25 protein-coding genes and 1 pseudogene are annotated in these 23,538 nt (G+C 67.8%); 23 read left to right on the forward strand and 3 right to left on the reverse strand.

All coding sequences use genetic code 11. From position 1 onward, the window contains the following. Positions 1 to 86 precede the first annotated feature (86 nt). The 18 genes and pseudogenes from ACYVAQ_RS14265 (at position 87) to ACYVAQ_RS14350 (ending at position 14,278) form a co-directional block, all read left to right on the forward strand. Positions 87 to 584: an EVE domain-containing protein gene (locus ACYVAQ_RS14265; RefSeq protein ID WP_460790678.1), complete on the forward strand. Its 498-nt coding sequence runs from the start codon at positions 87 to 89 to the stop codon at positions 582 to 584. Continuing rightward, on the forward strand, positions 581 to 937 hold the full coding sequence (locus ACYVAQ_RS14270; protein ID WP_460790680.1) for a hypothetical protein: 357 nt from the start codon (positions 581 to 583) through the stop codon (positions 935 to 937). The genes ACYVAQ_RS14265 and ACYVAQ_RS14270 overlap by 4 nt, the downstream gene beginning before the upstream one ends. After that, positions 937 to 1,521, forward strand: coding sequence for a dual specificity protein phosphatase family protein (locus ACYVAQ_RS14275; RefSeq protein ID WP_460790682.1), 585 nt, complete (start codon positions 937 to 939; stop codon positions 1,519 to 1,521). Before ACYVAQ_RS14270 ends, ACYVAQ_RS14275 begins: the two co-directional genes overlap by 1 nt. Before the next feature lie 416 nt (positions 1,522 to 1,937). Beyond that, on the forward strand, positions 1,938 to 2,123 hold the full coding sequence (locus ACYVAQ_RS14280; RefSeq protein WP_460790686.1) for a hypothetical protein: 186 nt from the start codon (positions 1,938 to 1,940) through the stop codon (positions 2,121 to 2,123). Positions 2,124 to 2,236: 113 nt separating this feature from the next. Next, positions 2,237 to 3,148 (forward strand): bifunctional DNA primase/polymerase, encoded by a 912-nt coding sequence (locus ACYVAQ_RS14285; protein WP_460790688.1) that lies wholly within the window; start codon positions 2,237 to 2,239, stop codon positions 3,146 to 3,148. Then, on the forward strand, positions 3,145 to 3,492 hold the full coding sequence (locus ACYVAQ_RS14290) for a hypothetical protein (protein ID WP_460790690.1): 348 nt from the start codon (positions 3,145 to 3,147) through the stop codon (positions 3,490 to 3,492). Before ACYVAQ_RS14285 ends, ACYVAQ_RS14290 begins: the two co-directional genes overlap by 4 nt. Further along, a complete protein-coding gene (locus ACYVAQ_RS14295) occupies positions 3,489 to 4,298 on the forward strand; it encodes a serine/arginine repetitive matrix protein 2 (RefSeq protein WP_460790692.1) in 810 nt (269 codons plus the stop codon). The genes ACYVAQ_RS14290 and ACYVAQ_RS14295 overlap by 4 nt, the downstream gene beginning before the upstream one ends. Beyond that, complete coding sequence (locus tag ACYVAQ_RS14300; RefSeq protein ID WP_460790694.1) at positions 4,291 to 5,250, forward strand: ParB N-terminal domain-containing protein; 960 nt, start codon at positions 4,291 to 4,293, stop codon at positions 5,248 to 5,250. The genes ACYVAQ_RS14295 and ACYVAQ_RS14300 overlap by 8 nt, the downstream gene beginning before the upstream one ends. A gap of 113 nt (positions 5,251 to 5,363) precedes the next feature. Continuing rightward, the gene (locus tag ACYVAQ_RS14305) at positions 5,364 to 6,368 is read left to right on the forward strand and encodes a hypothetical protein (protein WP_460790696.1); all 1,005 of its coding nucleotides are present in this window, start codon (positions 5,364 to 5,366) and stop codon (positions 6,366 to 6,368) included. Between the two features lie 55 nt (positions 6,369 to 6,423). Next, positions 6,424 to 7,464 carry a PGN_0703 family putative restriction endonuclease gene (locus ACYVAQ_RS14310; protein WP_460790698.1) on the forward strand — a complete coding sequence of 347 codons (1,041 nt, stop codon included), beginning with the start codon at positions 6,424 to 6,426 and terminating at the stop codon, positions 7,462 to 7,464. Beyond that, positions 7,457 to 7,950: pseudogene (locus tag ACYVAQ_RS14315) on the forward strand (O-acetyl-ADP-ribose deacetylase). Before ACYVAQ_RS14310 ends, ACYVAQ_RS14315 begins: the two are co-directional and overlap by 8 nt. 21 nt (positions 7,951 to 7,971) lie before the next feature. Then, a complete protein-coding gene (locus ACYVAQ_RS14320; protein WP_460790699.1) occupies positions 7,972 to 8,367 on the forward strand; it encodes a hypothetical protein in 396 nt (131 codons plus the stop codon). 199 nt (positions 8,368 to 8,566) lie between these two features. Next, a complete protein-coding gene (locus ACYVAQ_RS14325) occupies positions 8,567 to 8,743 on the forward strand; it encodes a hypothetical protein (protein ID WP_460790701.1) in 177 nt (58 codons plus the stop codon). 112 nt (positions 8,744 to 8,855) lie between these two features. Further along, entirely contained in the window at positions 8,856 to 9,635 is a 780-nt protein-coding gene (locus ACYVAQ_RS14330) for a T3SS (YopN, CesT) and YbjN peptide-binding chaperone 1 (RefSeq protein ID WP_460790704.1), read from the forward strand. Then, positions 9,632 to 11,095 (forward strand): ADP-ribosylglycohydrolase family protein, encoded by a 1,464-nt coding sequence (locus tag ACYVAQ_RS14335; protein ID WP_460790705.1) that lies wholly within the window; start codon positions 9,632 to 9,634, stop codon positions 11,093 to 11,095. Before ACYVAQ_RS14330 ends, ACYVAQ_RS14335 begins: the two co-directional genes overlap by 4 nt. Then, positions 11,092 to 11,571: a 5' nucleotidase, NT5C type gene (locus tag ACYVAQ_RS14340; RefSeq protein ID WP_460790707.1), complete on the forward strand. Its 480-nt coding sequence runs from the start codon at positions 11,092 to 11,094 to the stop codon at positions 11,569 to 11,571. The genes ACYVAQ_RS14335 and ACYVAQ_RS14340 overlap by 4 nt, the downstream gene beginning before the upstream one ends. Positions 11,572 to 11,589: 18 nt before the next feature. After that, entirely contained in the window at positions 11,590 to 12,255 is a 666-nt protein-coding gene (locus ACYVAQ_RS14345; protein WP_460790709.1) for a hypothetical protein, read from the forward strand. Positions 12,256 to 12,487: 232 nt separating this feature from the next. Further along, the gene (locus tag ACYVAQ_RS14350; protein ID WP_460790711.1) at positions 12,488 to 14,278 is read left to right on the forward strand and encodes an NlpC/P60 family protein; all 1,791 of its coding nucleotides are present in this window, start codon (positions 12,488 to 12,490) and stop codon (positions 14,276 to 14,278) included. Between the two features lie 7 nt (positions 14,279 to 14,285). Here the strand turns inward: ACYVAQ_RS14350 and ACYVAQ_RS14355 are convergent, their stop codons facing one another. Continuing rightward, a complete protein-coding gene (locus ACYVAQ_RS14355) occupies positions 14,286 to 15,536 on the reverse strand; it encodes a hypothetical protein (RefSeq protein ID WP_460790713.1) in 1,251 nt (416 codons plus the stop codon). A 140-nt stretch (positions 15,537 to 15,676) separates the two neighbouring features. On the opposite strand from ACYVAQ_RS14355, the gene ACYVAQ_RS14360 reads away from it, so the two are divergent. From ACYVAQ_RS14360 to ACYVAQ_RS14380, 5 genes are all read left to right on the forward strand, one after another. Further along, complete coding sequence (locus ACYVAQ_RS14360; RefSeq protein WP_460790715.1) at positions 15,677 to 15,961, forward strand: DUF6112 family protein; 285 nt, start codon at positions 15,677 to 15,679, stop codon at positions 15,959 to 15,961. Between the two features lie 31 nt (positions 15,962 to 15,992). Beyond that, positions 15,993 to 16,301, forward strand: coding sequence for a DUF6112 family protein (locus ACYVAQ_RS14365; RefSeq protein WP_460790717.1), 309 nt, complete (start codon positions 15,993 to 15,995; stop codon positions 16,299 to 16,301). 36 nt (positions 16,302 to 16,337) lie between these two features. Next, on the forward strand, positions 16,338 to 17,567 hold the full coding sequence (locus tag ACYVAQ_RS14370) for a TrbL/VirB6 family protein (RefSeq protein WP_460790719.1): 1,230 nt from the start codon (positions 16,338 to 16,340) through the stop codon (positions 17,565 to 17,567). A gap of 6 nt (positions 17,568 to 17,573) precedes the next feature. Further along, entirely contained in the window at positions 17,574 to 19,025 is a 1,452-nt protein-coding gene (locus tag ACYVAQ_RS14375) for an SCO6880 family protein (RefSeq protein ID WP_460790721.1), read from the forward strand. A 448-nt stretch (positions 19,026 to 19,473) separates the two neighbouring features. After that, entirely contained in the window at positions 19,474 to 21,351 is a 1,878-nt protein-coding gene (locus tag ACYVAQ_RS14380) for a hypothetical protein (RefSeq protein ID WP_460790722.1), read from the forward strand. Here the strand turns inward: ACYVAQ_RS14380 and ACYVAQ_RS14385 are convergent. Continuing rightward, positions 21,323 to 23,104, reverse strand: a complete 1,782-nt coding sequence (locus tag ACYVAQ_RS14385) for a nuclease-related domain-containing DEAD/DEAH box helicase (protein ID WP_460790724.1) — start codon at positions 23,102 to 23,104, stop codon at positions 21,323 to 21,325. The genes ACYVAQ_RS14380 and ACYVAQ_RS14385 overlap by 29 nt on opposite strands. After that, positions 23,098 to 23,373 carry a hypothetical protein gene (locus tag ACYVAQ_RS14390; RefSeq protein WP_460790726.1) on the reverse strand — a complete coding sequence of 92 codons (276 nt, stop codon included), beginning with the start codon at positions 23,371 to 23,373 and terminating at the stop codon, positions 23,098 to 23,100. Before ACYVAQ_RS14390 ends, ACYVAQ_RS14385 begins: the two co-directional genes overlap by 7 nt. Positions 23,374 to 23,538: the final 165 nt, after the last annotated feature.

The raw sequence follows: 23,538 nt of genomic DNA on the forward strand, positions 1-23,538 counted from the left end.
CGTAGCTGTCCCCGTCGGCCGCAAGGCGACGTACTCCCTCTCACGAAGCTCACCGAGAGCTGGCAACGAGAGGAAGGACGTGCGCTATGACGCTCACACAGGGCAGCACAGATGCCGCCATCAAGCAGTACGCCGCAACCCCGGCGTGGCTGGTCCAGTACGCACCCGCGAGTGCGGATTCCCTGCTTCGGAGGTGGGAAGCAGGCGAGGATTTCGAGTACCCGGCGGTCAACCGCCACTCGGACGACATTCGGCTCGACCATTTCGTGATCTTCTGGAGGTCGGGGGCAAGCGACACGGCGGGTGTGGTCGGTTGGGGCGTCACCAGCGGCGTGGTCGAGGAACGCGAGCACGCTCGTAGTTACCACGAGCCGGACGGCCCGAGGGCGTTGCGCGACTCTGTCGAGGTGGCGTTGGCCTGCGTATTCGACGAGCCGATCCTGACTCGCGCCGAGATGAAGCAACTGCCTGAGTTCGCCGACTTCGAGCTCTTCCAGATGCCGAACCGGCCGAACGCCTTCGCGGTCTCCCGAGCACAGTGGGGCGTCATCCTCCGCCGGTTGGAGGAGGTGCTGGGTCGATGAGAGTCATCAAGGTTGACCGCGACGAGTTCGTCGCGAAGGTGCAGCAGAACCGCGACAACCACAGGGCGGTGTTCGAGCGCGCCCTCGAGGGCTACCGCGACAGGTGGATCAGGGAGTTGGAGCAGCGGTTGCACGACGTACGACGGGGCAGGGCGATCGACCAGTACTTTCGGCTCCCCGAGCCGGAGGACCACACAGACGACTACGACCGCGTCCTCACCATGGCGCGGATGCAGATCGATGACGTCATCGAGCTCAGCGAGGACGAGTTCGCGATGTACGTGATGGATCAGTGGGCCTGGAAGTCCGACTTCGCCTCCACCACCTCTCGTTACGTTCGCAGGCGGTCATGATGGCACCCACCCATGCGAACATCAGCCGGGTCGCCACCAACCTGTGGATCGGGGGCGATCTGGAGACGAGGTCCTCGACGCTTGCTCGCCTACAGCTTGCCGATCTGCAACATGTTGGAATCACCGGAATCGTCGATTGCCGGATCGAGTGGAGCGATCAGGAGCTCGTCGCCCGCGAGGCGCCCGAAATCGTGTACCGCTGGCTCGGGGTCGACGATGCCGGGCAGCAGGTGCCCGATGGGTGGTTCGAGGCCGGGACCCAGCAGATCCGCGAGTGGCTCGAGGACGGACGCACGGTGTTGGCGCACTGCCACATGGGCATCAACCGCGGCCCCTCGATGGGCTACGCCGCGATGCTCGCCACGGGCTGGGACCCGATCGACGCACTGGACCACGTCCGCGAGGCACGTCCCGTGGCCTACGTCGGATATGCGGAGGACGCCCTCGACTGGTGGCTGCGTAAGACCGGAGCAGGAGCAACCGAACGCCGAGCCTGGCGAAGGCGGCTTGGAAGCTGGCGTCGCGAGAACCACCTCGATGTCGCGCGCGTGATCCGAATGGTTCGCCACGGGGAGGGAGCGTGAGCGGTCGGCTTCGTGGCCTATGAGGAAGAGCGGGAGGTCGACATCGAGCGATTCGCCCGGCTACCGCCACGGACCGTCGTTCCAGACGTTGATGTCGCTCTTCGCAGGGCGCAGCACAGCGACCGGGAGCCAGCCCTGCTTCACGGCCTGACCGTTGCCGGCGTTTTTCCAGCCACACGACCCACGCACGCCATTGCTGGCGGTCACATCGCCAGTCGAGGATGAGTCCGAGGGCGGGCGGAGGCTGAGGAGTGCGGCCGAAGCGGACCCAGCAGTGACTCGATCGCGACGGCTCGGGCCACGCATCACGCTCCGAGGGGTTCATGCCCACGAGACCCATCTTGACGCATGTACGAACACCTGTTCGAATTGGTCGGGTGCGGACGAGCGGACAGACAAGCGGCGAACAGCAGTACATGGCCGGTTACAACGCCGGTCGCACGCTCGCGCTCACGACCGGATCTGTTAAAGGAGGCCACCGCTGGCTGGACAAGCACCACACGGCCGACACCGCATACATCGCCGGCTTCGAGTGGGCGCTGTGGGACTACGAGGACGCGAACGGGCTGTCCCATGACAGGCTTCCAGCCTCCGCAGGCTAGGAGTTCCGGATGACTTGGGGATACCTGTTGACCTGCGGAAAAGCCGTTTCCGGGCAAGTTAGCCGCTCGGGTAAACCTGCTCCGGGTAAACCTGCCGGTGCAGCGTCGTGGGCATGTACGACCCCGACAACCCCGTCCCGCACTGGACCGTCTCGACGATGCGGCGCGTCGCGGCCGAGCCGACCCTTGCCGGCGCTGCGATCCGCTACGCCAACCTCGGCATCCCGGTCTTCCCCTGCGTTCCCGGCGGCAAGCAGCCGCTGACGCCGAACGGGTTCCACGACGCAACCTCGTCGGCGCGTGTCGTCCACGCTTGGTGGGAACGAACACCGAACGCGAACATCGGCCTCCCCACGGGAGTCCGTACCGGCGTACTCGTCGTCGACGTCGACGTCCATGCCGGCGGCAGCGGGTTCGACGCGTTCGAGCGCGCCAGGTCGCAGAGACTCGCGGATCGGTGGGGATGGCTGGTGCGGACGCCATCGGGTGGCGTGCACGCCTACTACCCGACCGGCGGCCACGAGGAGCAGCGCAGCTGGCAGGTGCCCTCCGCGCACGTCGACTTCCGCGGCGACGGCGGGTACGTGATCGCTCCCCCATCACGCACCGAGGTCGGCGGCGTCACCAGGACGTATGACGTCATCGCCGTGGCGACGCGACCGATACAGACGGTCGACGCGACCGGACTGCGCCAGTTCCTCGAGCCTCCCCGCCCGATCCGAACCCCCGGACCACCCGCTGAACTCCACGGCCCGAACTGTCACCCGCCGGCGCTCGCCCGAACCGTGGCGCACACGCCCGAGGGTGGACGCAACCGGGCGCTGTTCTGGGCGTCGTGCCGGATGGCCGAGAACGGCTTCACCCCGGCCGACATCGCGAGCTGGCTCACTCCGGCCGCTCAGCACGCCGGCCTCGGTGATCGCGAGATCGAGACCACCATCAACTCCGCGGTCCGCCAGGTCGCCCGGCTCGGCCCGGCGAGCCGCCCGGGCCCTACCCGGACGAGTGAGGGGCTCCGACTGTGAACACGCACGCGGAGTACCGCCGCCGCGGCTACCAGGCGCCCGACCTGTACACGCTGCAAGCAGAGGCAGAGGCGAACGAGCTCGCCAGGCACCGTGACCCCTCACTCTCAGCAGGAGGCAGCCGACCGGTCGTCGCGCCGAAGCGCGTCGCCTGGGTGCGCCCGACCGAGCTGGCGTCGTACGCCGAGCCGATGGTCGGCCGCGGGATCGACCTCCACGCCGAGTTCGTGCGGCGGGCGCGCCGCGCGCCCATCACCACCACTCGGGCGATGCGACAGCCAAGGCCGGCGACCCCGCCGCTCCCGACGACAACGCCGAACCTCTCGGAAGGACTTCAGCTATGAGCCACTCGTTCGAGACATCTCAGGGCCTTCGCCGCCTCCTGACCCGGCTGCGCGTCCTCGGCGCACACGCATGGGAGCAGGACTGCGAGGCGCGGGAACTGATGCTGTTCGCGGCCAAGAAGTACGAGGCCCTCGCGATCAAGCACCACCTCGACCCGAGCGCTGGCGCCGCCGCGGCATTCGAGGCCATGCGCACCTACGCCGTACGCACGGCCGACGATCCGTGGGCAGTCGTCACCGTGGCAGTCAACGTCAGCCTGATCGCCGAGGAACGCGCCAACGGTCTGCTGTGCTCCGTCGACAGGGCCAGGCGGCCCGAGGTGTCCAAGCACCACGACGTACGCCGCTTCTGCGATACCGAAGCCGATCTCCCGGACTTCCTCCCCGCACTCGCCGTCAACCCCTTCGAGGCCGACGAGAACGCACCGACCGGCGCCTATGAGGCGGTCGACGCGACGATCGACCTGTTCACCGCCCTGGGCTGGCCTAGAAACACCGCCACCTGCGCATTGGACTTCATCTGCTCGCGGTTGGTCGAGTCCGGCTGCCGGCCCAGGACCCACGCCGCGCTGCGCCGCGACCAGAGCGCTCGGGCCTTGCTCGACATCGACCAGGATGCGTGGTCGACCGTGCTCCGGATCATCCTCGGCAACCCCAACCCGGACGAGTTCTGCACCACAGACGGGCGAGGCGTGCTCCTGCGCCTCCTGATCGGCGACCCGGTCAGTGAGCTCCTCGACGACGACCTGCTGCTCTGGGAGATCGCACAGACCGCGCCTCGGGTCAGGGGTGGGGCACATGTCTGAGCCCCGCGGTCACATCGAACTCGACCGGGCGATCGACTCGATCACGGTCGGCACCCGCCACCGCAAGGACCCGGGCGACCTTGCCCAGCTCGCCGAATCCATCGATCGGCTGGGACTGCTCCAGCCGATCACGATCACCCCTGACGGCGTTCTCGTCTGCGGGTGGCGACGGCTCGAGGCTGTGCGTCGCCTCGGATGGAAATCGATGAAGGTGTGGGTCCGCTCTGGGATCTCCGACAAGCTCAACGCGTTGCTCGCGCAGCAGGACGACAACGAGCTGCACAAGCCTCTCAACGAGCTCGAGAAGGCCTCCCTCTACCGCGAGCTCAAGGCCATTCGGGCGGAGGAGGCCGAGGCCCGGATGCAGGCCACTCAGTTCGGTGGCAACCCGGGAATCTCCGGCTGTGCACCCGGTGCACAGCCCGGTGAGACGGGCGCATCGCGGCTGCAGGCGGCGATGGCGATCACCGGCAAGGCGTCGTACAACACCCACGAGCGCGTCTGCGCCCTCATGGATTGGGCGTCCCGGAAGGCCACCCCGCCACACGTCAGGGCGATGGCGAACGAGGCCCTCCACAAGATCGAGAACGGCGAACCGGTCAAGCCCCTCTATCTCAAGGTCAAGGCGGCGTACGACGAGACGCAACTGCCCCAGCCCGATGTCGAGACCGATCTGGCGCGGATGGCGCGCGAAGCGTTGGAACGGGTGACCAGCAAGAAGAAGTCGGGCCAGCACCTCACCCACAGCCAAGGCCCGACGAAGCACTACCGAAGCACGCGCTCGTTCAACCTGATCTGGACCGAGCTCGACGGTCTGGGCGAGATGTACGACGTCGACGTTCTCGCCGTCGAGATGACCGCCGCCGACTGGAAGCGGTTCGACAGCGTCGTCACGGCCACGATCGCGTTCCGCGACCAGCTCACCGCGGCCCGGCGGTCTGCGAACGTGTAGTCAGGGCGGATCTGAACGCGACGGCGCATCGAGTTGCTACTCGGGCCTGGCAATCACCTGCGGTCATCTGCTCCTCCCGCCTACAGTCGTGTCACTGAGAACGGAGGCTAGGCATGGTCGACTTCGGAGACCTTCGGTACGACCGCACCGTCAGCGATGATTTCCTCGCGCACTTCGTCGAGGCAGGGTTCGCCTCCGCGCTCGTTGACTACGCCAAGGCCCCGTACCCGATCGATTTCCAGTTCCGTAAAGAGGTCAAGCGTCCCTCGAACCAATGGGCGACGTTGTACGTCGGCCTCACCGCAGTGTTGAACCTCGTCGACAAAGGCACCACGGGACTCGCACTGACAGCGCACAAGACCTACCGGGACCCGACGCTCCGGCTCGGATGGCGCGACGAATGGAGCACGGCGGCCACGCCCGCCGAGTGGACGACTCGATGGGCAGACGTCGAGCGCTACCTCGAGAAGATCATCGCCTTCACCGTCACGAATGGCGGCAAGTACGTCAAGACCGAGGGCATCGTCCAGGCAGCCGTCTCTGGATACCTCGGCGATCACGTGCGCGCCGTCATCGACCGCGAGGTTATGCCGAGTTTCCGCGACACCGCCACGAAGACACGGATACACCAGGAATGCAGCAACCCTTTGGCGCAAGCGCTCACCGAGGCGGATCTCGGGTTCGGGGCCCCGCCCTCGTCCTTCGGCATGGAGACCGACGCGCTTGCCGTTGACCAGGACGGCCGCCTCATCGCCATCGAGATCAAGCCTGGAAACGTCAGCTCGCTCGCCTGGGTGCCGGCTCAGGCAACGATGTACGCGCAAGTCCTCCAGCGATGGGTCGACGAGGACAAGAATCACTGGAAGCAGATCATCGAGAAGACGCTCGAACAGCGACGCAGGATCGGCCTCGCGGCGCCGCACTTCAAGGCCAAGGACCTCCAGCCGCGCGTAGTCCCCGCCGTCGCGTTCCAGCGAGTTGCCAACCAGACGTTCATCGACCGCATGCACCAGGTACAGGACGCTCTGGTTCATGCCGGCGTCGGCGACCCCGAACTCGAGTTCTACTCGGTCGCCCCTTCAGGCCGACTGGATGCCCACACACACGCGCAGGACTGATGGGGTCGTTCCGAACGGGAGAATGTGTCGGAGGGTCGCCGCACACTGCCTCGCGATGAACACGAAGAAGACCCAGCGAACGCCGCTGGCCGGGGAGGGCCCCCGGAAGACCAACCCTTACGCAAGTGCCTACAACAGGCTCAGCGTCGCGTGGAAGCAGCGCACCACCACGCTTCCCGAACCGGCCCGTGTGCCCGGCCACTACTCGTGCCGCGGCAAGCTCGAAGGCCCGTATCCGGTGTGCCTCCCGCCCGAGTACGCCGACCACAACCTCCTGCCCGAAGTCCGAGACGGCGCGATCGCCCTGTTCGGCGACCTCGACATCCCCTGGCACGACTCGGTTACCGGCGGTCCCAGCAACCATCTGCGCGACTCCCAGGTTCAGTGCGTCAACGCCCTCTTCGCGATGGTGGCCGATCCCGACCGCATCAAGCGCGCCTTCGGCCACGCCGTCGACATCGCCCAGGTTCTGCCGATCGAGCCCGATCGGTTCCTGACGTTCGAATACATCGGCCCCGAGGACTTCTTCGGCGAGGGCGTCCGCCACGGCCGTGACGTCGGCCGCCGACGCGGGACCAACTGCACGAGCGTCGACGCCGCGTTCCTATTCACGACCTCGGCCGACACGACCGAGCTCGCACTGGTCGAGTGGAAGTTCACCGAGTCCTACCTGACGGCCTTCGACCGCGATCCGGCCTCGGACGCGATCCGCATCAGCCGGTACGGCGCCGACCTCGCCGATCCCGAAGGGCCGGTGCGCGACGACGTACTCCCGATCGAGATGATGCTTGACGAGCCGTTCTACCAACTCACGCGCCAGCAGCTCCTCGCCAACCGACTCGAGCGATCCCGCGCACACGGCGCGGACGTCGTACGCGTCCTGCACGTCCTCGCGCCGGACAACACCGGCTACCAGGACTCGCTCGTCCGCGCCGAACACCGCGACGCCGGCAGTAGCGTCGACGAGGTGTGGGCCAAGCTCCTCAGGACCCCGGACCGGTTCGTGCACGTCGACCCAGCCGTGTTCCTCGACGTAGCGATCACCAGCAGCGAGTACGTCGACCGTTACTCCCCCGCCGGGGCGAGTGATGCCTGAGATCACCGTCGTCTCCGGCGACATCACAACGCAGGACGTCGACGCGATCGTCAACGCCGCCAACCGTGCGATGCGGGGAGGTGGCGGAGTCGACGGCGCGATCCACCGCGCCGGGGGCCCGCCGTGCTCCAGGACTGCATCGCCCGCTTTCCACATGGGCTTGCCACCGGCGACGCGGGCTGGACCACGGCCGGGAACATGCTGGCGCGATGGGTGATCCACACGGTCGGACCGAACTACGGGCGCGGCGAGACCGACCAGAGCCTCCTGATCTCCTGCTATCGCCGGTGCCTCCAGGTCGCCGACGAACTCGGCGCGCAGACCGTCGCGTTCCCGATCATCAGCGCCGGCAGCTACAACTGGCCGCACGACGACGCCGTACGTGTCGCGGTCCAGACGCTCCGCGACGCGGAGTCGGGTGTGCGCGAGGCCCGGATCGTCGCTTTCAGCCCGGCCACGCTCGCCGCCGTGCAGACTCTGCTCTGAGCACCGGACGGAAGGAGCGACGTGGCGTATCAGGTCTGCCCGCAGCACGCGTTCGAGGAGATCGATGGCGTGTGGATCAGTGACGAGGTCGGCACCGAGTTCACGTGCAGCCGCACCGACCACGTGACTCCGGGTCCGTTCTCGTGGATGAGCGCACCGCCACCCCCTGCCGGGACCGACCTCGGCGGTATCGCCGAAGAGCTCGGGCTGGGGGTCGAGATCCCTGCCGTGCTCAAGGACTTCGCAGGTCAGTGGATCGAGTACGGCGTCTTCGAGCGGGCATACGCGCTGGCGAACCCGAAGGACTGGGCTTTCCTCATGGGCCGCTACAGCCACACGGCGGTCGCACCCAAGCGCTACACCGTATCCGCGTTCCTCGCCGCGACACCCTCGGCAACCTCGAACGCGCAGGGGTAGTGGTATTCCACTCCGGCCCCGCCGCAGGACGCTGGTCCTACAACGGCACGATCTCGTATTGGTCGCTACCGCCGGCGCCCGATTGGGCGATGCGGCTCACCTGGGCCGACTCAGGCCAGGCGATCGACTACGTACCTGGGGCCACAGAGTCCTGACTGAGCTGCTGTGACTCCGCACGAACGATCGAGAGGCTCGACGCGTGACAACTGACTACGACGCCATCGCGAGAGAACTCAGAGCCATGCAGGAACGCGTGCGCACGCTCCGCGCCCAATGCTGTGAGCCCAAGTCGAACACGAACCCTCGCTACCTCGCGCTGTCCAACGTCGTGAGCAACTTGAAGAAGGCGATCGAGGACGTCGAGGCGGAGGGGTAGACGTCCCACTGTCGATCGGGCACTTGTGTCGGACGTCCTCCGTAGTCTCCGTTGCGGATGACGAAGGAGGTTCCACATGGATGATGTGAACCGCGGCGGAACTCCCGCCGCAATGAGTGAGACCACGGCGTGGATCGTGTTCGAGCAGGCCCTGTCGGCGTACGTCGGAGGCATGACCGATGCCGACGACCACCTCGACCTCGACATGGCGGGCACGCTGCACGCGTGCTTTCTGGTCAATGCGCCCGGGGATGTGCAGGTCACGCTGCCGTCGGAGAACACCCAGGCGTGTCGCCCCGTCGAGCTCGCCGTCGACCTTGCCCGACTGGCGGTCGCGGCGTTGCGTGACGGGATGCACCTCGCGCACCCCCACCTGCTCACAATGAGCGCCTCAGGCCCGCAGGCAGCGCTCCGCAGCATGCTGGGCTTGGAGGACTCCCAGGACGTCCCGAACGAGCCCGGTGGGCCGGCGGCGCCGGTGGCTCTCGCCGTGGAGGATCGGGACGAGCTCAACGCCGCGATCGCGACAGTGCTGAAGGCGAAGTACGGCGAGGAGCCGACTCTCGACAGCGACAACGACTTCGTCCTGACCCACATGGACCAGCCGGTGTGGGTCCACGCCTTCGCCGACCGCCCCGCGGTGCGGATCATGGCCCGGGTCGCACACAACGTCAAGTCGCGCCGCCAGGCGGCGATCGAGCTGACGATCCTCAACCGCGACAGCGTCTACGTCACCTGGACCCTGCGCGGGCGAGAGGTGTGGCAGCAGACCACGATCTACGCGGCCCCGTTCGCCCCCGCCCAGCTCGACGACATGGTCGACGTGTTCCTGAGCGTGATGTCCGAGACCCGCGATGATCTCGCCCTCCGACTCGGTGCAGGTGTCGCATGATCAGGCTGACCACCGCCCAACAGGACCGCGCATGCGGAGCAGTCCTCGGCACCGCCGTCGGCGATGCGCTCGGCGCAGGGTACGAGTTCGGCTCTGCGCGTCTCGGCCCCAAGGGCCCGGCCATGATCGGTGGTGGGCTCGGCGACTTCGCTCCGGGCGAGTGGACCGACGACACCACCATGGCCTGGTGCGTGCTGGATGTCGCCGCCCGCCAGGTCGATCTGCGCTCCGATGCCGGGTTGGACCAGGTCGCACGCAACTTCCGCGCCTGGTACGACTCCCACCCGCCCGACATCGGCAACCAGACCCGCACCGTCCTGAGACAGTCGGGTCCCGAGCCGACCGCTGCGGTGATGACCGCGACGGCGTACGACCTCCACGCCCGCACCGGCCGCACCGCCGGCAACGGCTCCCTGATGCGGACCGCTCCTGTCGCGCTGCCCTACCTCCACGACCCGGCCGCCGTGGCCGAGGCTGCCCGGAGGATCAGCGCCCTCACCCACTACGACCAACAGGCCCAGGAGGCCTGCGTGCTGTGGTCCCTGGCGATCAGGCACGCGGTCCTGCACGCGGAGTTCGACCTCCGGTCAGGCCTTGAGGTTCTACCGCCGGCGTCGCGTGAATTCTGGGTCGAGAAGATCGACGAGGCCGAGACAGCCGATCCGAAGTCGTTCACTCCTAACGTGTGGGCAGTCGCCGCGTTGCAGGCAGCGTGGGCCGCGATCCACCAGGCGCCGGTCCCCGCCGAGGACCCTCGTCGCCACCTCGAGGACGCGCTCGCGTGCGTCATCGGCATCGGGCACGACACCGACACCACCGCAGCCATCGCCGGTGCGCTGATCGGCGCACGCTGGGGCGCCTCGGCGTTCCCTGCGCGGTGGCGCCGCGTCACCCACGGCTACCCCGGCCTGACCGCCGAGCAACTCGTCGGTCTCGCCCACCTCGCCGCGAACGGCGGCCCCGGCGTCTACGGCTGGCCGAGGACCGAGCGCATCGACTACTCGATCTACGACGTCGGGATCACCCCGGTCCCCCACCCGTACGACGACGGCGTACTCCTCGCCGACGCCGGCTCGTTGGAGGGGCTGCCCGAGGGAGTGACCGCGGTGGTGAGCCTGTGCCTGCTCGGCCATGCCCAGGTTCCTGACGGCGTGGAACACGTGGCGTTCCGGTTGATCGACCGCCCCGACCGCGAGTCGAACCCGCATCTCGACTTCGCGCTACGCGACGCGGCCGGTGTGATCTCGACGCTCCGCGCGCAGGGCCACACCGTGCTGCTGCACTGTGTCGCAGCTCAGTCCCGCACCCCGGCGGTAGCGATCGCCTACGCGCTGCTCCTCGGCGTACCCCTCGACGAGGCACGCGCGGCGGTTTTGGACGCCCTCCCGGCGGCACGGCCGAACCGTGGGTTCGAGGCCGCCCTGCGCCGCATCGGCTCACAACCCCAGGACCCCGCATGAAGAAGACGCTCTACATCGACATGGACGGCGTCATCTGCGACTTCGACTCAGCGTTCGACCACCTCGAACCCGGCGTGCGTGCGCAGTACCGCGGGCGGGAGGACCAGATCCCCAACTTGTTCTCACTGATGGACTCCATCCCGGGCGCCATCGAGGCCGTCACCGAGCTCACCGCGCTCTTCGACACGTATGTGCTCTCCACCGTGCCCTGGGCCAATGCCTCAGGTGCGAGCCAGAAGATCGAGTGGATCCAACGCCACTTCGGGAAGGACAGATCCAGCCCGCTGTGGAAGCGGATCATCCTGTCCCACCACAAGCACCTCAACCGCGGCGACTTCCTCATCGACGACCGACCCAACCGCAACGGCGCCGCCCAGTTCGCGGAGACCAACGCCGGCGCGACCACCCTCCATTTCGGCAGCCCCGAACTCCCCGACTGGGCCTCGGTCCTCGACTACCTGCGGCCCATGGCCTGACCGGCGCACCTAGGAGGCATGCGCGACCTCACTCGTGGGCAACTCCTGGCCATCGTCGCGGCGGCGCTCGCCCTGTCCACCGCGGCGGTCGGCGTGTACGGACTGGTCCGCGGACCCGGCGGCGAGACCACGCCGCCACTCGCAAGCCCATCAGCGAGCGCCAGGACCGTCACACATTCGGACCTGCCAGTGGTCGACTCCCGCAACCGCGCACTCCCCCACACGAACGACCCGATCGCTTACGCGCGAACGGTCGCGACCTCCCTGTTCGACTGGGACACCGCCTCCGGTTCCCTCCCCACCGACTACACCGCTGCGGTGCTGGCCGACGCCGACCCATCCGGCGAAGAGATACCGGGCCTGCTCGACGACGTCGCCACCTACATGCCGACCACAGACCAATGGCTCAACCTCGGCGCGACGGACGTCGCCCAGACCATCGACATCACAAGCGCGTCCGTCCCCGCATCCTGGCCGGCGGCACTCGCGCAGGCCCACGGGCAGCTTCGCCCGGGCACGACCGCTGTAACGATCACCGGCGCCCGACATCGCAGCGGCGTCTGGGACGACGAGCCTGCAAGCTCATCGTCCCCGGTGTCGTTCACCGTCTTCGTCGCCTGCCGGCCGGCCTTCGACCGCTGTCACGTGCTCAGGCTCTCGCAGCTCGACAACCCGCTCCGCTGACGCCACGGGGCAGGGCGAAGTGGGACTCAAGCTCGCGATCGCAGCCGGTGCGGCCGTCTTGTCGGTCCCCGCCGCGGCTCTCGTCGCGGTCGCCGCCGTGACCGCCCCGACGGCGTCCATGACCGCCTGCGATTCCGGCACGACAAGCGGCATGCAAACGCCAGAAGCCGCGACTTCCTATGTCATCCGCGGTGGCATAGGAACAGGGCTCCGGCTGGGAGTCCTACCGGTAGTGCACGCCGCGGCGAGGACGTCGTACGTCGGGAAGGTGCGGATGGCGGTCGCCAACCTGCCGACCACCCATCGCGGCGCGGGCTCGCTCCCGACCGTCCCCGGGTCGCTGAGGTCGATGACCCGAAGCCACCCGGACTTCATCGCGCTGAACGAGGTCACCAAGGCCAGCCCGCGGTTCCTGTCCGCTCACACTCCGGGCTACGACTCCTACAAGGACCCGGTGTCTGCGACGCACCGCGGCAACAGTCGCAACAGCCTCGAGAACGCGGTCATGTGGGACTCGCACAGGTGGAGCCTCATCGACGCCGGACGGTTCGAGTACGTCGAGGACGACCTCGTCGTCTTCAAGGGGAGACCGGTCGACTGGAACCGCTATGCGATCTGGACGATCCTGCGCAACCGCGCTACCGGGGGACAGATCGTGGTCGTCGCGACCCACAACATGACGAATCCCCAGAAGCAGCGGCGTACCCACGGCGACTACGCCTGGCCGAGCAGGGTCGCGCAGTACGCCGCCGGGATGCGGCTGCTCCGGCAACTCATCGCCGGGCTGTCAGCGTACGGCCCCGTTCTGCTCGCTGGGGATATGAACGTCCACCCGAGTCAGGGCGCCTGGTCGGCTCCCGACCAGCTCGCGCGAGTGGGGTACTCCTTCACCTACGACCATGCCGTGATCTACCAGTTCTTCCCTCACACCGCGCGGGTGTTGGGCACGAGCCTCGTCCCGGTCAGCTCCGACCACCCGCACGCCCTGGTGACAACGCTCCGCCTTCGCGGCCCCGCGACAGCTCCCACGACGGCCCCCATACCGGCGCAGCCGGGGCCAAGGAACGCGCCCGACAACCTGACGGCGATCGACACGAACGGCCGGACCGTCACCCTCGACCATCGACAACTCGCGCGCGCCGCCACGATCATCGCCGTCGGCCGCAGCGAGGGCGTCCCACCCCGCGGCCAGCTCATCGCATTGATGGCGGCCCTCACCGAGTCATCGCTCCGCGTCCTCTCGAACACCTCGGCCTATCCCGGGTCCGCATCAATCCCGAACGACGGCAACGGCGGCGACCACGACTCGCTCGGCCTCTTCCAACAGCGGCCGGCGGCGGGATGGGGCACGGCCCAGAACCTGATGGATCCCATCTGGTCGTCCCGAGCCTTCTACGGCGGACCGAACGGCCCGAACCACGGCTCACCGCGTGGCCTGCTCGACGTCGACGGCTGGCAGACCGTGGATCCGGGCGCTGCCGCTCAGGCCATAGAGGGGTCGAACTATCCCGGCCGATACGCCGTGAACCAGCCCGTCGCGGAGAAGATCCTGGCAGCGCTCAGCGGCGTCTCGTTGACCGGTGAACTCGGATGCACACAGCCGGATGGTGGCGTTCCTGCTCATCTGCCGCCCGGATTCCCCGGCGCCTTGATCGCCGCTGCCGCCAGGGAGATCGGCACGCCTTACGTCTGGGGTGGCGGTTCGTTCGACGGTCCTACCGGCGGTGGCTTCGACTGCTCCGGCCTCGTCTTGTACGCCGCCTACCAGGCCTCAGACGGACGCATTCGACTCCCCCACTACACGGGCGACCAGATCCACCTCGGCCAGCCAGTTGCCTGGGGCGACAAGCGGCCGGGCGACCTGATCTTCTTCCGCTACCCCGGCGCCCGCGCACCGCACCATGTGGCCATCTACGTCGGCGGCGACCAGATCCTTCAGTCACCACGCTCCGGTGAGGACGTCCGCTACGGGACAACCAGCGAGTTCGCCGGTCAGGCCATGACCGTTCGGAGGCTCAGCTGACGCGGCCTCAGTCGTCTACCTCGGCGTCGTCCCCGCGTGAGCGCCAACGCTCAGTGCGCTCAGCGATTCGATTGGAGATCTTGCCGGTCGCTGTCCTGGCCCGGTCTCGGGTGTCGTTCCCGAGGCGCTTTGCGGCATCCACACCCTCAGCGCCCGAGGCGAGTGCCCTTTCGCGGACCTCGGTGGCAGCGGTTCCCCAACGGCGCGCTTCGACAGCCTCTCGCGTCCCTTCGATGCCGAGCAGTCCATGGAAGTCATCCAGTGCCCCTGCGGTTCGATCGGCGGCGGCGACGATCTCGGGGGACGCACTCGGGTGCAGCAATACCTTCGCGTTGGCCAGGTCCGCAGCGTCCCCGAGACGCGCCAGCAGGCGATCGGTGCTGCGTGCGATCGCGGCACGCCGCTCCGCCCTCGCTTCCCTGAGTCCGACCCGGTAGCCGTCCAGATCCTCGGGCGCGGTCTCCAAGACCCGGTCGAGCTCCAACACGGCGATACCGTCGAGAAGCTGGAAGCAGCGCGCTAGGACGGCCAGCCATTCGCGAACCTTCGGCGCAACCTCCTTCGACGCCTTAGCGAGATCCCCGATCTTCGACTTGTCCTCGAGCTTCGTGGCGAGGGCGTCGAGCTGCAGCAGCGCGTACGCCTGCGTGTCAGCGATGGTGCCAGAGGTGGCTTGGATCTTCGACCAGGTGACCTCGTTGACCCGGCCCACGTGGCTACGGAGCGTCATGGCCTCCTCGATCTGGAGACCCACGCCGATCATCTGCGCGATGACGGCGTCCTTCTGCGCCCGGAGCACGTCATCGAGCTTCGCGTCGATCCGCGCGAGGTAGTCGGTGATCTCGGCGATGGTCTGTTGCATCGCCAACTGCGCCATGATGCCGGCGCCGCCCGCAAGAACTGCGGGGTTCGCCGCGATCGAGCCGGGGCCCGTCGCGATCTGGATCCATCCCTTGACGTCGCCCCGCGGTCCGAGCATCGCGTGACTGACGCCTCGCGTCGTGGTCGGCGTCAAACCGAACCTCTTGACGTCGGCGGCCGACTTCGCGGTCAACTTGACCCACCGCGCGGAGTTCGCAGCAATCTCGGACCCTGCCTGCAGACCAGCAGCCCCGCTTCCTACAACCTTGCTCAGCCGCGGGAGTGCAAACTCCTTCGACTCCAACTGTTCTTCCGCCAGGAATCGCTCGACTGCGGCCAGATCCCCGATGACGGCGAGCCCATCGCCGTCACTGACCAGTTCGATGCCGGCGTTCACTCGTACTCCTTCAACCGTGGCAACTCAACGACTGACGGCTACGAGAGGCGGCCGACAGTTCGCCGCCATTCCAGCAAGCCTCCGCCGGTCGAGCGAGTGAGAACGACCCGACCCCGCCGACCGCAGCGCACCTGTCGATCATGGAACAGTCTCGCGCCACCGCCGTCGGTCCGAACTTCGGCGCCGTAGCCGGCGCCGGTGATCTCCGCACGATCGTCGGCGCCTTGCTGACCTACGGCCTGGTCATCGCCGTCCTCATGCTCATCGTCTCGGCGACGTCCTGGGCGATCGCATCCAGTACAGGGAGCTGGCAGACCTCGCAGAAGGCCAAGCTCGGCTGCCTTGTCGCCCTCGGCGGGGCGGCCCTCACGGGTGCCGCGCTGACGTGGGCGAACTGGCTGCTGGGCGTCGGCGCCCACCTGTAGGACGTCCGTTCCCGTCGACAGGAGACCTGCGATGTTGCGCCTCTTCACCCCGGTCCTCGCGCCGCTCGACATCAACATCGGGCCGAACTCCAACGGGCTCCCCGGCATCAGTCAGCTGAAGAACGTCGTTGGGGCCTCGATGACGGTCGGCCTTGTCCTCGCCGTACTCGCTCTGATCACCTCGGCCATCGTCTGGGCGCTGGGGGCGAACTCCTCCAACCCTCACCTCGCAGGTCGGGGCAAGCTCGGCGTCCTGGTCGCGCTCGGAGCCGCAGTTGTGTGCGGTGCGTCGGTGACGCTCGTGAACTTCTTCTGGAACGTCGGCCAGCAGGTCAGCTGAGGTCAGCGATCAGTCATGGGCGTGTGCAATGTCCCGGTGATCCATGCCGTCTGCAACGTCGCCGGCGACGCGGCAGGCGCAGTCGTGACCGCGCCGTTCGACTGGCTGGCCAAGGGCATGGCCGGGGCGGCGGCGTGGATGTTCGAGTCGGTCTGGAAAGTCATCGACACCACGACGTATGTCGACGTCACGAGCGGCGAGTACACGAACGTCTACAACATCATCTTCGGCGTGGCGGTGTTCGTGATGCTCGCCTTCTTCATGCTCCAGGTCATCGGCGGCATGATCCGCCGCGAACCAGCGGCGCTGTCGAGAGCAGCGCTCGGGCTCGCGAAGTCGATCCTCGGTTCCTTCGTCGCCCTCGCGCTGCTGGGCACCGCCCTCGAGATCGCCGACCAGCTCTGCATCGGCATCGTCAACGCAGCCGGCACCAACATGAGCGAGATGGGCGACAAGGTCGCCGTCCTCGCCGGCGGGCTCGGCACCATCACCCTCTCCGCCCCGGGCGCCGGAGCGATCCTGACGATCTTCCTGGCCAGTCTCGCGATCATCGGCGCGATGGTCGTCTGGATCAGCCTGCTCATCCGCAAGGCCCTGCTGCTGATCGCGATCGTCTTCGCACCCGTCGCTCTCGCTGGCTCCAGCTGGGACCACACCCGCAACTGGGTGAGCCGCTGGGCCTCGTTCGTGATCGCGATGATCCTCTCGAAGGTCGTCCTGGTCGTAATCTTCCTGGTCGCCACCGCCCAGGTCTCCGCACCCATCGACGCCGACCTGCAGTCGGTCAGCCAGCCGATGGCCGGCGTGGTCCTCATGCTGATGGCCGGGTTCGCCCCGTACCTGACCTACAAGGCCATCTCCTTCATGGGCTTCGACGTGTACCACGCGATGTCGGCCGAGCAGGAGGCCAAGGCCTCGCTCAACCGGCCCATGCCCGTACCGCTTCGAGCGCGTGTTGGCAGCGAACCGGCCAAGATCCTTGGAGAGAGCGGCGGTGGTACGCCGAGCGGCGGATCGCCCGCCTCCGCGCCCTCGGGCGGCGGTGCCGCAACGGGTGGGGCTGCCGGCGGAGGCGCTGTAGCCGCCGGCGGTGCGGCCGCCGGCCTGGTCGTCGCGAAGGAAGCAGCCGCGGCCGGTCCGCGGCTGGGTGGCTTCGTCGCCTCCCAATCCGCAACACAGGCCCAAGCACACGAGTCCGCCGAGTCCCCGACCTGTGCTCCGCCGGTCGCAGATTCGAGCCTGCGCGAGCCTGCGCGACGGAAGTAGTCGGCGATGAGTGCGTCGACCAACTCCGACCCCGCATTGACGCCGATCAAGTTCTCCCGACTCGCGCGGCGCGGGATCCTGCTCGGCATGTCGGGTCCGCAGCTCCTGATGGCGGGCCTCGCCGCAGGAACCCTGATCCTCGGCCTGTACGTCGGCGCCGTCGTGATGACGTTCCCGGTCATCGGCGTCTTCGTCGTCCTGGGTTTCGTCGGTGTCGGCGGGCGGAGGCTGATCGAGTGGGCGCCGGTCGGGGCCTGCTGGCTGTGGCGATCGGCTGGTAGCCAGTTGGTCTACCGCCGCGGGATCGTGAAGCCCCGTCCGGCCGGAACGCTCGCGCTACCAGGCGACGCGGCGTGTCTTCGTCAGTGGGTCGATCCCGAGACCGGCGCGGTCATGATCCACGACCCCCACGACGCGACACTCACCGCGATCATCGGCGTCGCCCACCCCGCCTTCGTGCTCCTCGACCCCGCCGAGCAAGAACGCCGCGTCATCGCCTGGGGCCGGGTCCTCGCCACCGCCTGCCGCTCCGGCCGCATCGCCGCCCTCCAGGTCAGCGAACGGACCCTGCCCGACTCCGGCAAGGGCCTCGCGCAGTGGTGGGACAGCCACGGCACCCACGACCAGACCTGGACCTCGCAGACGTACGCCGAACTCATCGACCGCGCCGGACCCGCCGGCGAACGCCACGCCAGCACGATCTCGATCTCTCTCGACATGAAGGTCGCCGGGCGCGCGATCCGGGCTGCCGGAGGCGGGATGAGGGGCGCCGCGGCTGTTCTCCGCCAAGAGATGTCGACGATGGAGGCCGCCCTCAGGTCGGCCGACCTGTCCCCCGGCCAATGGCTCACTCCCGGCGACCTTGCCGTCATCCTCCGCGCGGCGTACGACCCCGCCGTCGCCGCCGCTCTCGAGCGGCACGGCGGGCTCGGCCGCGACCTCGCCACCGCCGGCCCCGTCGCAGTCACCGAATCCTGGGGATCGCTGCGCAGCGATTCCGCCCACCACTGCGTGCTGTGGGTCAGCGAATGGCCGCGGTCCCACGTCTTCCCCGGTTTCCTCGCACCGTTGCTTCTCTCATCAGGCATCCGACGCACGTTCACCATCCTCTACACGCCCATGCGCACCGACCGCGCCGCCCGAGACATCCGTAGGAAGAAGACGGAGTACATCTCCGACACCGCCCAGCGCCAGAAGATCGGCCAGATCGAGGACGCCCAGCAGACCGCCGAATACCAAGACATCCTCCAGCAAGAGGCCGACCTCACCGCCGGTCACGGGGTGCTGCGGGCGACCGGGCTCGTCGCGGTCAGTGCCAGCGACCTCGACGAGCTCGAGCGTGCTGTCGCGGCGATCGAGCAGGCGGCGATTCAGGCGCAGTGCGAGACCCGCCGGCTCTGGGGTCAGCAGGCTTCGGCATTCGCCGCCGCCGCGCTGCCAATGGCCCGAAGGATCTGAACGCGTCCACCGACCTAGCGCCCGCCGACACCGTCGACGAACAGACGCACATGCGCGGCCGACGACGGCGCACAGCACCGCCACCAACCCTGTCCTGCTCCTACCGCGTGCCGGATAGAACCTCCGAACCACCGAATTGAGTCGGTCGATCTCGGTAGCGTTCGCACCAGCCTGCGGCGCATGCGGCGCGGGAAGGGCGCCGTATCGTTCGGACCGCGGGCGGCGAGCAGCAGAGGGAGTCAGCATGGGACGGGCGGATTCGCGACGACGCCCACGCCGCTCGAGGCACGATGAGTTGCGTTACGAGCGGAGGTCCGTTCGGACGTTACGCGGTCGACAGGCGCGGGTGACCGAGAAGTGGCATAGAAGTGGCTGGGAACTCGTTTCTCAGCAGGACCGTCGCTTCCGTTCGGAGTTGACCTTCCGTAGGCCGACCCCAGCCCGCCGCATGGGTCGCACGATCGCCTCCGCAGGCCTCGTCCTGTGCCTTCTAGCCGGCCTGGTCGTGGCGTCGATTCAGTGGTGGCACTGGAAGGATGACCAGGTCGCCCACACACGCGCCGATGCCGCCGTAGCGGTTCACGCGCTCCGCGCCGGCAACCTCGACACACTGGGAAACTACCTGGCGGCCTATCGAGGCGATCAGGACTTCGCGTACTACTTCGCGTCGGAGACTGACCCCCGCACGCTCGGCGATGCCCTAGGGACGGTCGCAACGGACTTCAACGGCACGGAGTTCGTCCCTGGCTTCGACCGCACGGCCTACGAGTTCCTGGTCCCCGATCTCGCAGGAGCGTTGTCCCTCGCAATGAGCTCCACGGACCGGTGGCCCCTAGCGCAGATGTGGACACACGAATTCGTGACGGCCACGACTCACCCCACCTCACTTGGTACCGGCGGCGAGGAGGCGGACGACGACGCTCGCGCGGCACAGGACGTGGCGAACAAGCAGAATCTCCTGCTGCTTCTGGCGAACGGACATTGGCCGACCGCATTCCTCAAAACGGTCACCACCGCATACGTCAGCTTCGACACGGCCGAGGGCGACCATGCGTGGCCAGGCCCGCAGACCAAGGGTGGGCAGTACGCCCCGGCGCCGTCCGGCGTCTATCTGACCGACGGCATCGTTGCGCTCACGGCAGCACTAACCTCGAACCCCGATGCCAGCGCTTGGGCATTCACTGACTTTCAACCAGGTACAAAGCAGATCGACGGTTCCGATTACGAGATCGGCAACTTCACCCATTACCTGATGTTCGACCACCAACACCCCAAGGGAACCGATGGCACCGACTTGGGAGTCACCGTCTCCATGACCGCACTCGCGTCAGCGGCTGGTAAGGCCGCGGTCGACGGTTTGACTGCTGACGAGCCAGGTCCGGTGCACGATGCCGAGACGCTGACCGCCTTCGCGAACGACATCAAGGAGAGCAAGAGACCGTCGTGCTCGTGGCGGGTCTACGACTGCGTTGTAACCGCGGCGAAGGCAGTCGCACACCTCGCGAAATGGGTCTGGGAGCACGTCTCGCATTGGGGCCACTTGGTACTCGACGCGGTGGCAACTGTCGCGTTTGTCGCAGGAGCGATCACCACCGGCACCGGCGTCGGCGCCGAGGTCGGTGTCCCGTTGATGTTCATCGGAGTTTCGGCAGAGGTGGCGAACGCCGGTTGGTACGCCGTTGAAGGCGACTACCTCATGGCTGGTATCTCGCTCGCATCCGTGGTGCCCCAGATGTGGTTCGCCAAGTTGGCAGCGGTCGCGAAGGGGACCAAGGTTGGAGCCGCGATTACCGGCGCAGTGACTGCAGCAAAGGGTGCGACAGTAGGCCGAGTGCTTGAAGCAGCAGCGCCGCTGGCCGAGAGGGTTGCGAAGGTTGTCAACGTCTGGCGGAAGGCGAACTCGTTCGTGCCCGCCACCGCGCGCGAACTGGCCGAGGCCGGCGCCACCCAGGTCCGGAAGGCAGCAAGAGCAGTCTATCCCAAGGAGCGCGATTACCAGGACGACGTGCTCGCCAGTATCCCGGGCTCCCGCAAGCAGCGACTCGAGACCGGGTGCAAGAAGACCTGCTCTGGAAACAGGGACGTCGACGTATTCGACCCAGCGACCGGGGCGTGCATCGAAGTGAAGTCCGGGCTCGTTCCTTCCAACAAGAAGCACGATCTCGAGGAGATCGAGAAGGACCTGCTTCTCCTGAAGAACAAGAACTGTAGGTCTGTCGAGTGGCGATTCGGCCCAGGCCCAGATGGCAAGGTCGGCCCCTACGATGCGCTCCGACAGGCGCTGCAGAAGAAGGGCATCAAATACTCGATGGACGTCCCTGCATAGACCTCAGTTGCAGGGACGCGCCCGAGCAGCACGGCAGCCGACAGAATCGCCAGCGGCCAGACCTGACGTATCGCAGCTTCCGATCCGCTAGTGGTCGCCAGTGGATCCCCAGGCGCTTGGCTACCTCGTGACCGCCGACGGCCGTGACGACGTCGGGGTCCCCGACCACGATGAGAAGGTCGGTGGCTCGGGACATGCCGACGTAGAGGCGCTCGCGGGCACGGTCGCGGGATCCGTCCTCGTTGAGGCACAGGACGACGGCGGATCGCTCCAGGCCCTTGCAGCCCAGGACGTGGCCGTAGAAGACCTCTTCGCCGGCGAAGTACGTGGCCCAGTAGCCCTGCTGCCCGTCCTGGTCCTGCTGCATGACCTGGGTCGAGTGGCGGGATCCGGTGGTGATGAGCGCGACCTGTCCGGCCTCCCATCCCTCCTCGTCGAGCAGACCGATCACTGCCTCGTCGGCCACATCGACGGCGTCATCGACTGACGCAGGTACGAAGCGGACTTCCGGGCCGTTGCCTCCTCGGGCGTACATCCGCGAGGGAGCGAGCGGGGCGAAAGCCTCGGCGATCTCCTTGGTGTTGCGTAGGCAGTGGTCCAGGACCAGCGGCACCAACGGAACGGGCGGGCGGCCGAACCGGCCGAAGATCCGCTGGTTCTCGTCCGAGAACACATACAGGCCGCCGTCGGCCTCGTCACGGAGTGCACCGAGCACCGGGGTCCACCACGAGTCGGCGAAGTCCTGGGCCTCGTCGACGACGACCGCGTCGAACCGCTTCCCCTCCGGCAGGTCCTGCACGAGCCGGGCCATCCGTGCTGGCAGCTCCTCCTCCCAGAAGGTGGATGCGGTGCGGTCGCCGAAGTCGGTCATGCCGCACTCGGCCGCGAGTTCCTGGAAGGTGCCCACGAAGGCGGGGCGGTCCTTGCGGGGCCACGAGGCGACCTGACGTTTGAGGTGCTCGGCGAGCCCGATCGAGTAGCAGAGCAGGGCGGTGCGCTGCCCTTTGCGCTCGTGGCGCCCGCGGGTGAGTTCCTTGGCCTGCTGGAGGGCGAGGACGGTCTTGCCGCTACCTGCTCCGCCGCGGACCTCGACGCGGTTCAGCAGCCGGGTCACCGAGAGGATCAGGCTCTGCTGGTCGGTGAGCCTGTCGGCGCTCGCCTGTCGTTCCAGCGCTTCCGCGTTGACGTCGTACGCCGTGTGCAGGCGACCACCCAGGATCTCGGCCAAGCACTCGGCGTCGTCGGCGTCGAGCGCGCGCCGGTTGGTCTCCATGTCGTGGGCGTTGTGACGCACCCGCGCGATCAGCGTGGGCAGGTCGTCGCGGTCGTGCAACGCGTAGCGGGGCAGGTCGGGCAGGGCCTGCGCGGGGAAGGTGCTGTACGGCACGACGACTCCGTGGGCCCAGCGCACGCGCCCACGGCTCCCCCAGCGCGGGTCCGCCTCGACGTAGCGGCGGATCGCGTGCTTGGCGTCTCGCGCCTGGTCGACGGGCTGGATCCACTTCGACTCCCCCGCCACGGTCTGGATCCAGCCGTCGTCGTACCAGACCGACGAGCCCTTCACCTCCAGCACCAGCACGCCGAACTCGGGCATCACCACGATCAGGTCGGCTTCGTAGTCCCGGGTCTCGTCGGTGAGTCGCAGGTTGGCGAACAGTACGTCGTCGGGACCGAGCCCGTCGCGGAACTGCTTCCAGACCTGCTGCTCGGAGACGGTCGGGAAGTGCGGGGATTCCGGGAACAGCTTCACCATTGCCGCGCTCCGGACCGACGACGGTCCCACGGGCGCTCCGCCCGGGTCGGCGCTTCGCTGACCAGTCCGGAAGGACTCAAGACGCCGGCGGCCGGCCAGGCTGCCAGGGTGATCAGCCCGACCGGCCAGCCGACCGGTTCGAGGAGGTCGACCTCGGCGGTGAACCCGTCGGCAGTGTCCGCGACAACGGTGCTGCGCTCGGCGTACTCGTCCAACGCCCAACGGGAGCGGTGGGGCGCCGACTCCCGTTGCCTACGTTCCTTGGCCACGGGCCTCATCCTGCCGGTCGTATCGGGGGCGCGCAGCGATTCCCCGCCTCTTCGAGGAGGCGGCCGGCGAATTGTGTCGGCAGTTGCGCCTAGACCTATCCCCGCACATAGACAACGCGGCTCGGGCCGCTCTCGACGCGACATCGGGTCGCGACAGACGGAGGA

Source organism: Nocardioides maradonensis (genome assembly GCF_054777115.1).

What these genes read in the sequence shown, in the direction of transcription:
- ACYVAQ_RS14265 (WP_460790678.1), top strand. Translation starts at nt 87, where the DNA reads ATGACGCTCACACAGGGCAGCACAGATGCCGCCATCAAGCAGTACGCC.
- ACYVAQ_RS14270 (WP_460790680.1), top strand. Translation starts at nt 581, where the DNA reads ATGAGAGTCATCAAGGTTGACCGCGACGAGTTCGTCGCGAAGGTGCAG.
- ACYVAQ_RS14275 (WP_460790682.1), top strand. Translation starts at nt 937, where the DNA reads ATGGCACCCACCCATGCGAACATCAGCCGGGTCGCCACCAACCTGTGG.
- ACYVAQ_RS14280 (WP_460790686.1), top strand. Translation starts at nt 1,938, where the DNA reads ATGGCCGGTTACAACGCCGGTCGCACGCTCGCGCTCACGACCGGATCT.
- ACYVAQ_RS14285 (WP_460790688.1), top strand. Translation starts at nt 2,237, where the DNA reads ATGTACGACCCCGACAACCCCGTCCCGCACTGGACCGTCTCGACGATG.
- ACYVAQ_RS14295 (WP_460790692.1), top strand. Translation starts at nt 3,489, where the DNA reads ATGAGCCACTCGTTCGAGACATCTCAGGGCCTTCGCCGCCTCCTGACC.
- ACYVAQ_RS14300 (WP_460790694.1), top strand. Translation starts at nt 4,291, where the DNA reads ATGTCTGAGCCCCGCGGTCACATCGAACTCGACCGGGCGATCGACTCG.
- ACYVAQ_RS14305 (WP_460790696.1), top strand. Translation starts at nt 5,364, where the DNA reads ATGGTCGACTTCGGAGACCTTCGGTACGACCGCACCGTCAGCGATGAT.
- ACYVAQ_RS14310 (WP_460790698.1), top strand. Translation starts at nt 6,424, where the DNA reads ATGAACACGAAGAAGACCCAGCGAACGCCGCTGGCCGGGGAGGGCCCC.
- ACYVAQ_RS14330 (WP_460790704.1), top strand. Translation starts at nt 8,856, where the DNA reads ATGAGTGAGACCACGGCGTGGATCGTGTTCGAGCAGGCCCTGTCGGCG.
- ACYVAQ_RS14335 (WP_460790705.1), top strand. Translation starts at nt 9,632, where the DNA reads ATGATCAGGCTGACCACCGCCCAACAGGACCGCGCATGCGGAGCAGTC.
- ACYVAQ_RS14340 (WP_460790707.1), top strand. Translation starts at nt 11,092, where the DNA reads ATGAAGAAGACGCTCTACATCGACATGGACGGCGTCATCTGCGACTTC.
- ACYVAQ_RS14345 (WP_460790709.1), top strand. Translation starts at nt 11,590, where the DNA reads ATGCGCGACCTCACTCGTGGGCAACTCCTGGCCATCGTCGCGGCGGCG.
- ACYVAQ_RS14360 (WP_460790715.1), top strand. Translation starts at nt 15,677, where the DNA reads ATGGAACAGTCTCGCGCCACCGCCGTCGGTCCGAACTTCGGCGCCGTA.
- ACYVAQ_RS14365 (WP_460790717.1), top strand. Translation starts at nt 15,993, where the DNA reads ATGTTGCGCCTCTTCACCCCGGTCCTCGCGCCGCTCGACATCAACATC.
- ACYVAQ_RS14375 (WP_460790721.1), top strand. Translation starts at nt 17,574, where the DNA reads ATGAGTGCGTCGACCAACTCCGACCCCGCATTGACGCCGATCAAGTTC.
- ACYVAQ_RS14380 (WP_460790722.1), top strand. Translation starts at nt 19,474, where the DNA reads ATGGGTCGCACGATCGCCTCCGCAGGCCTCGTCCTGTGCCTTCTAGCC.
- ACYVAQ_RS14385 (WP_460790724.1), bottom strand. Translation starts at nt 23,104, where the DNA reads ATGGTGAAGCTGTTCCCGGAATCCCCGCACTTCCCGACCGTCTCCGAG.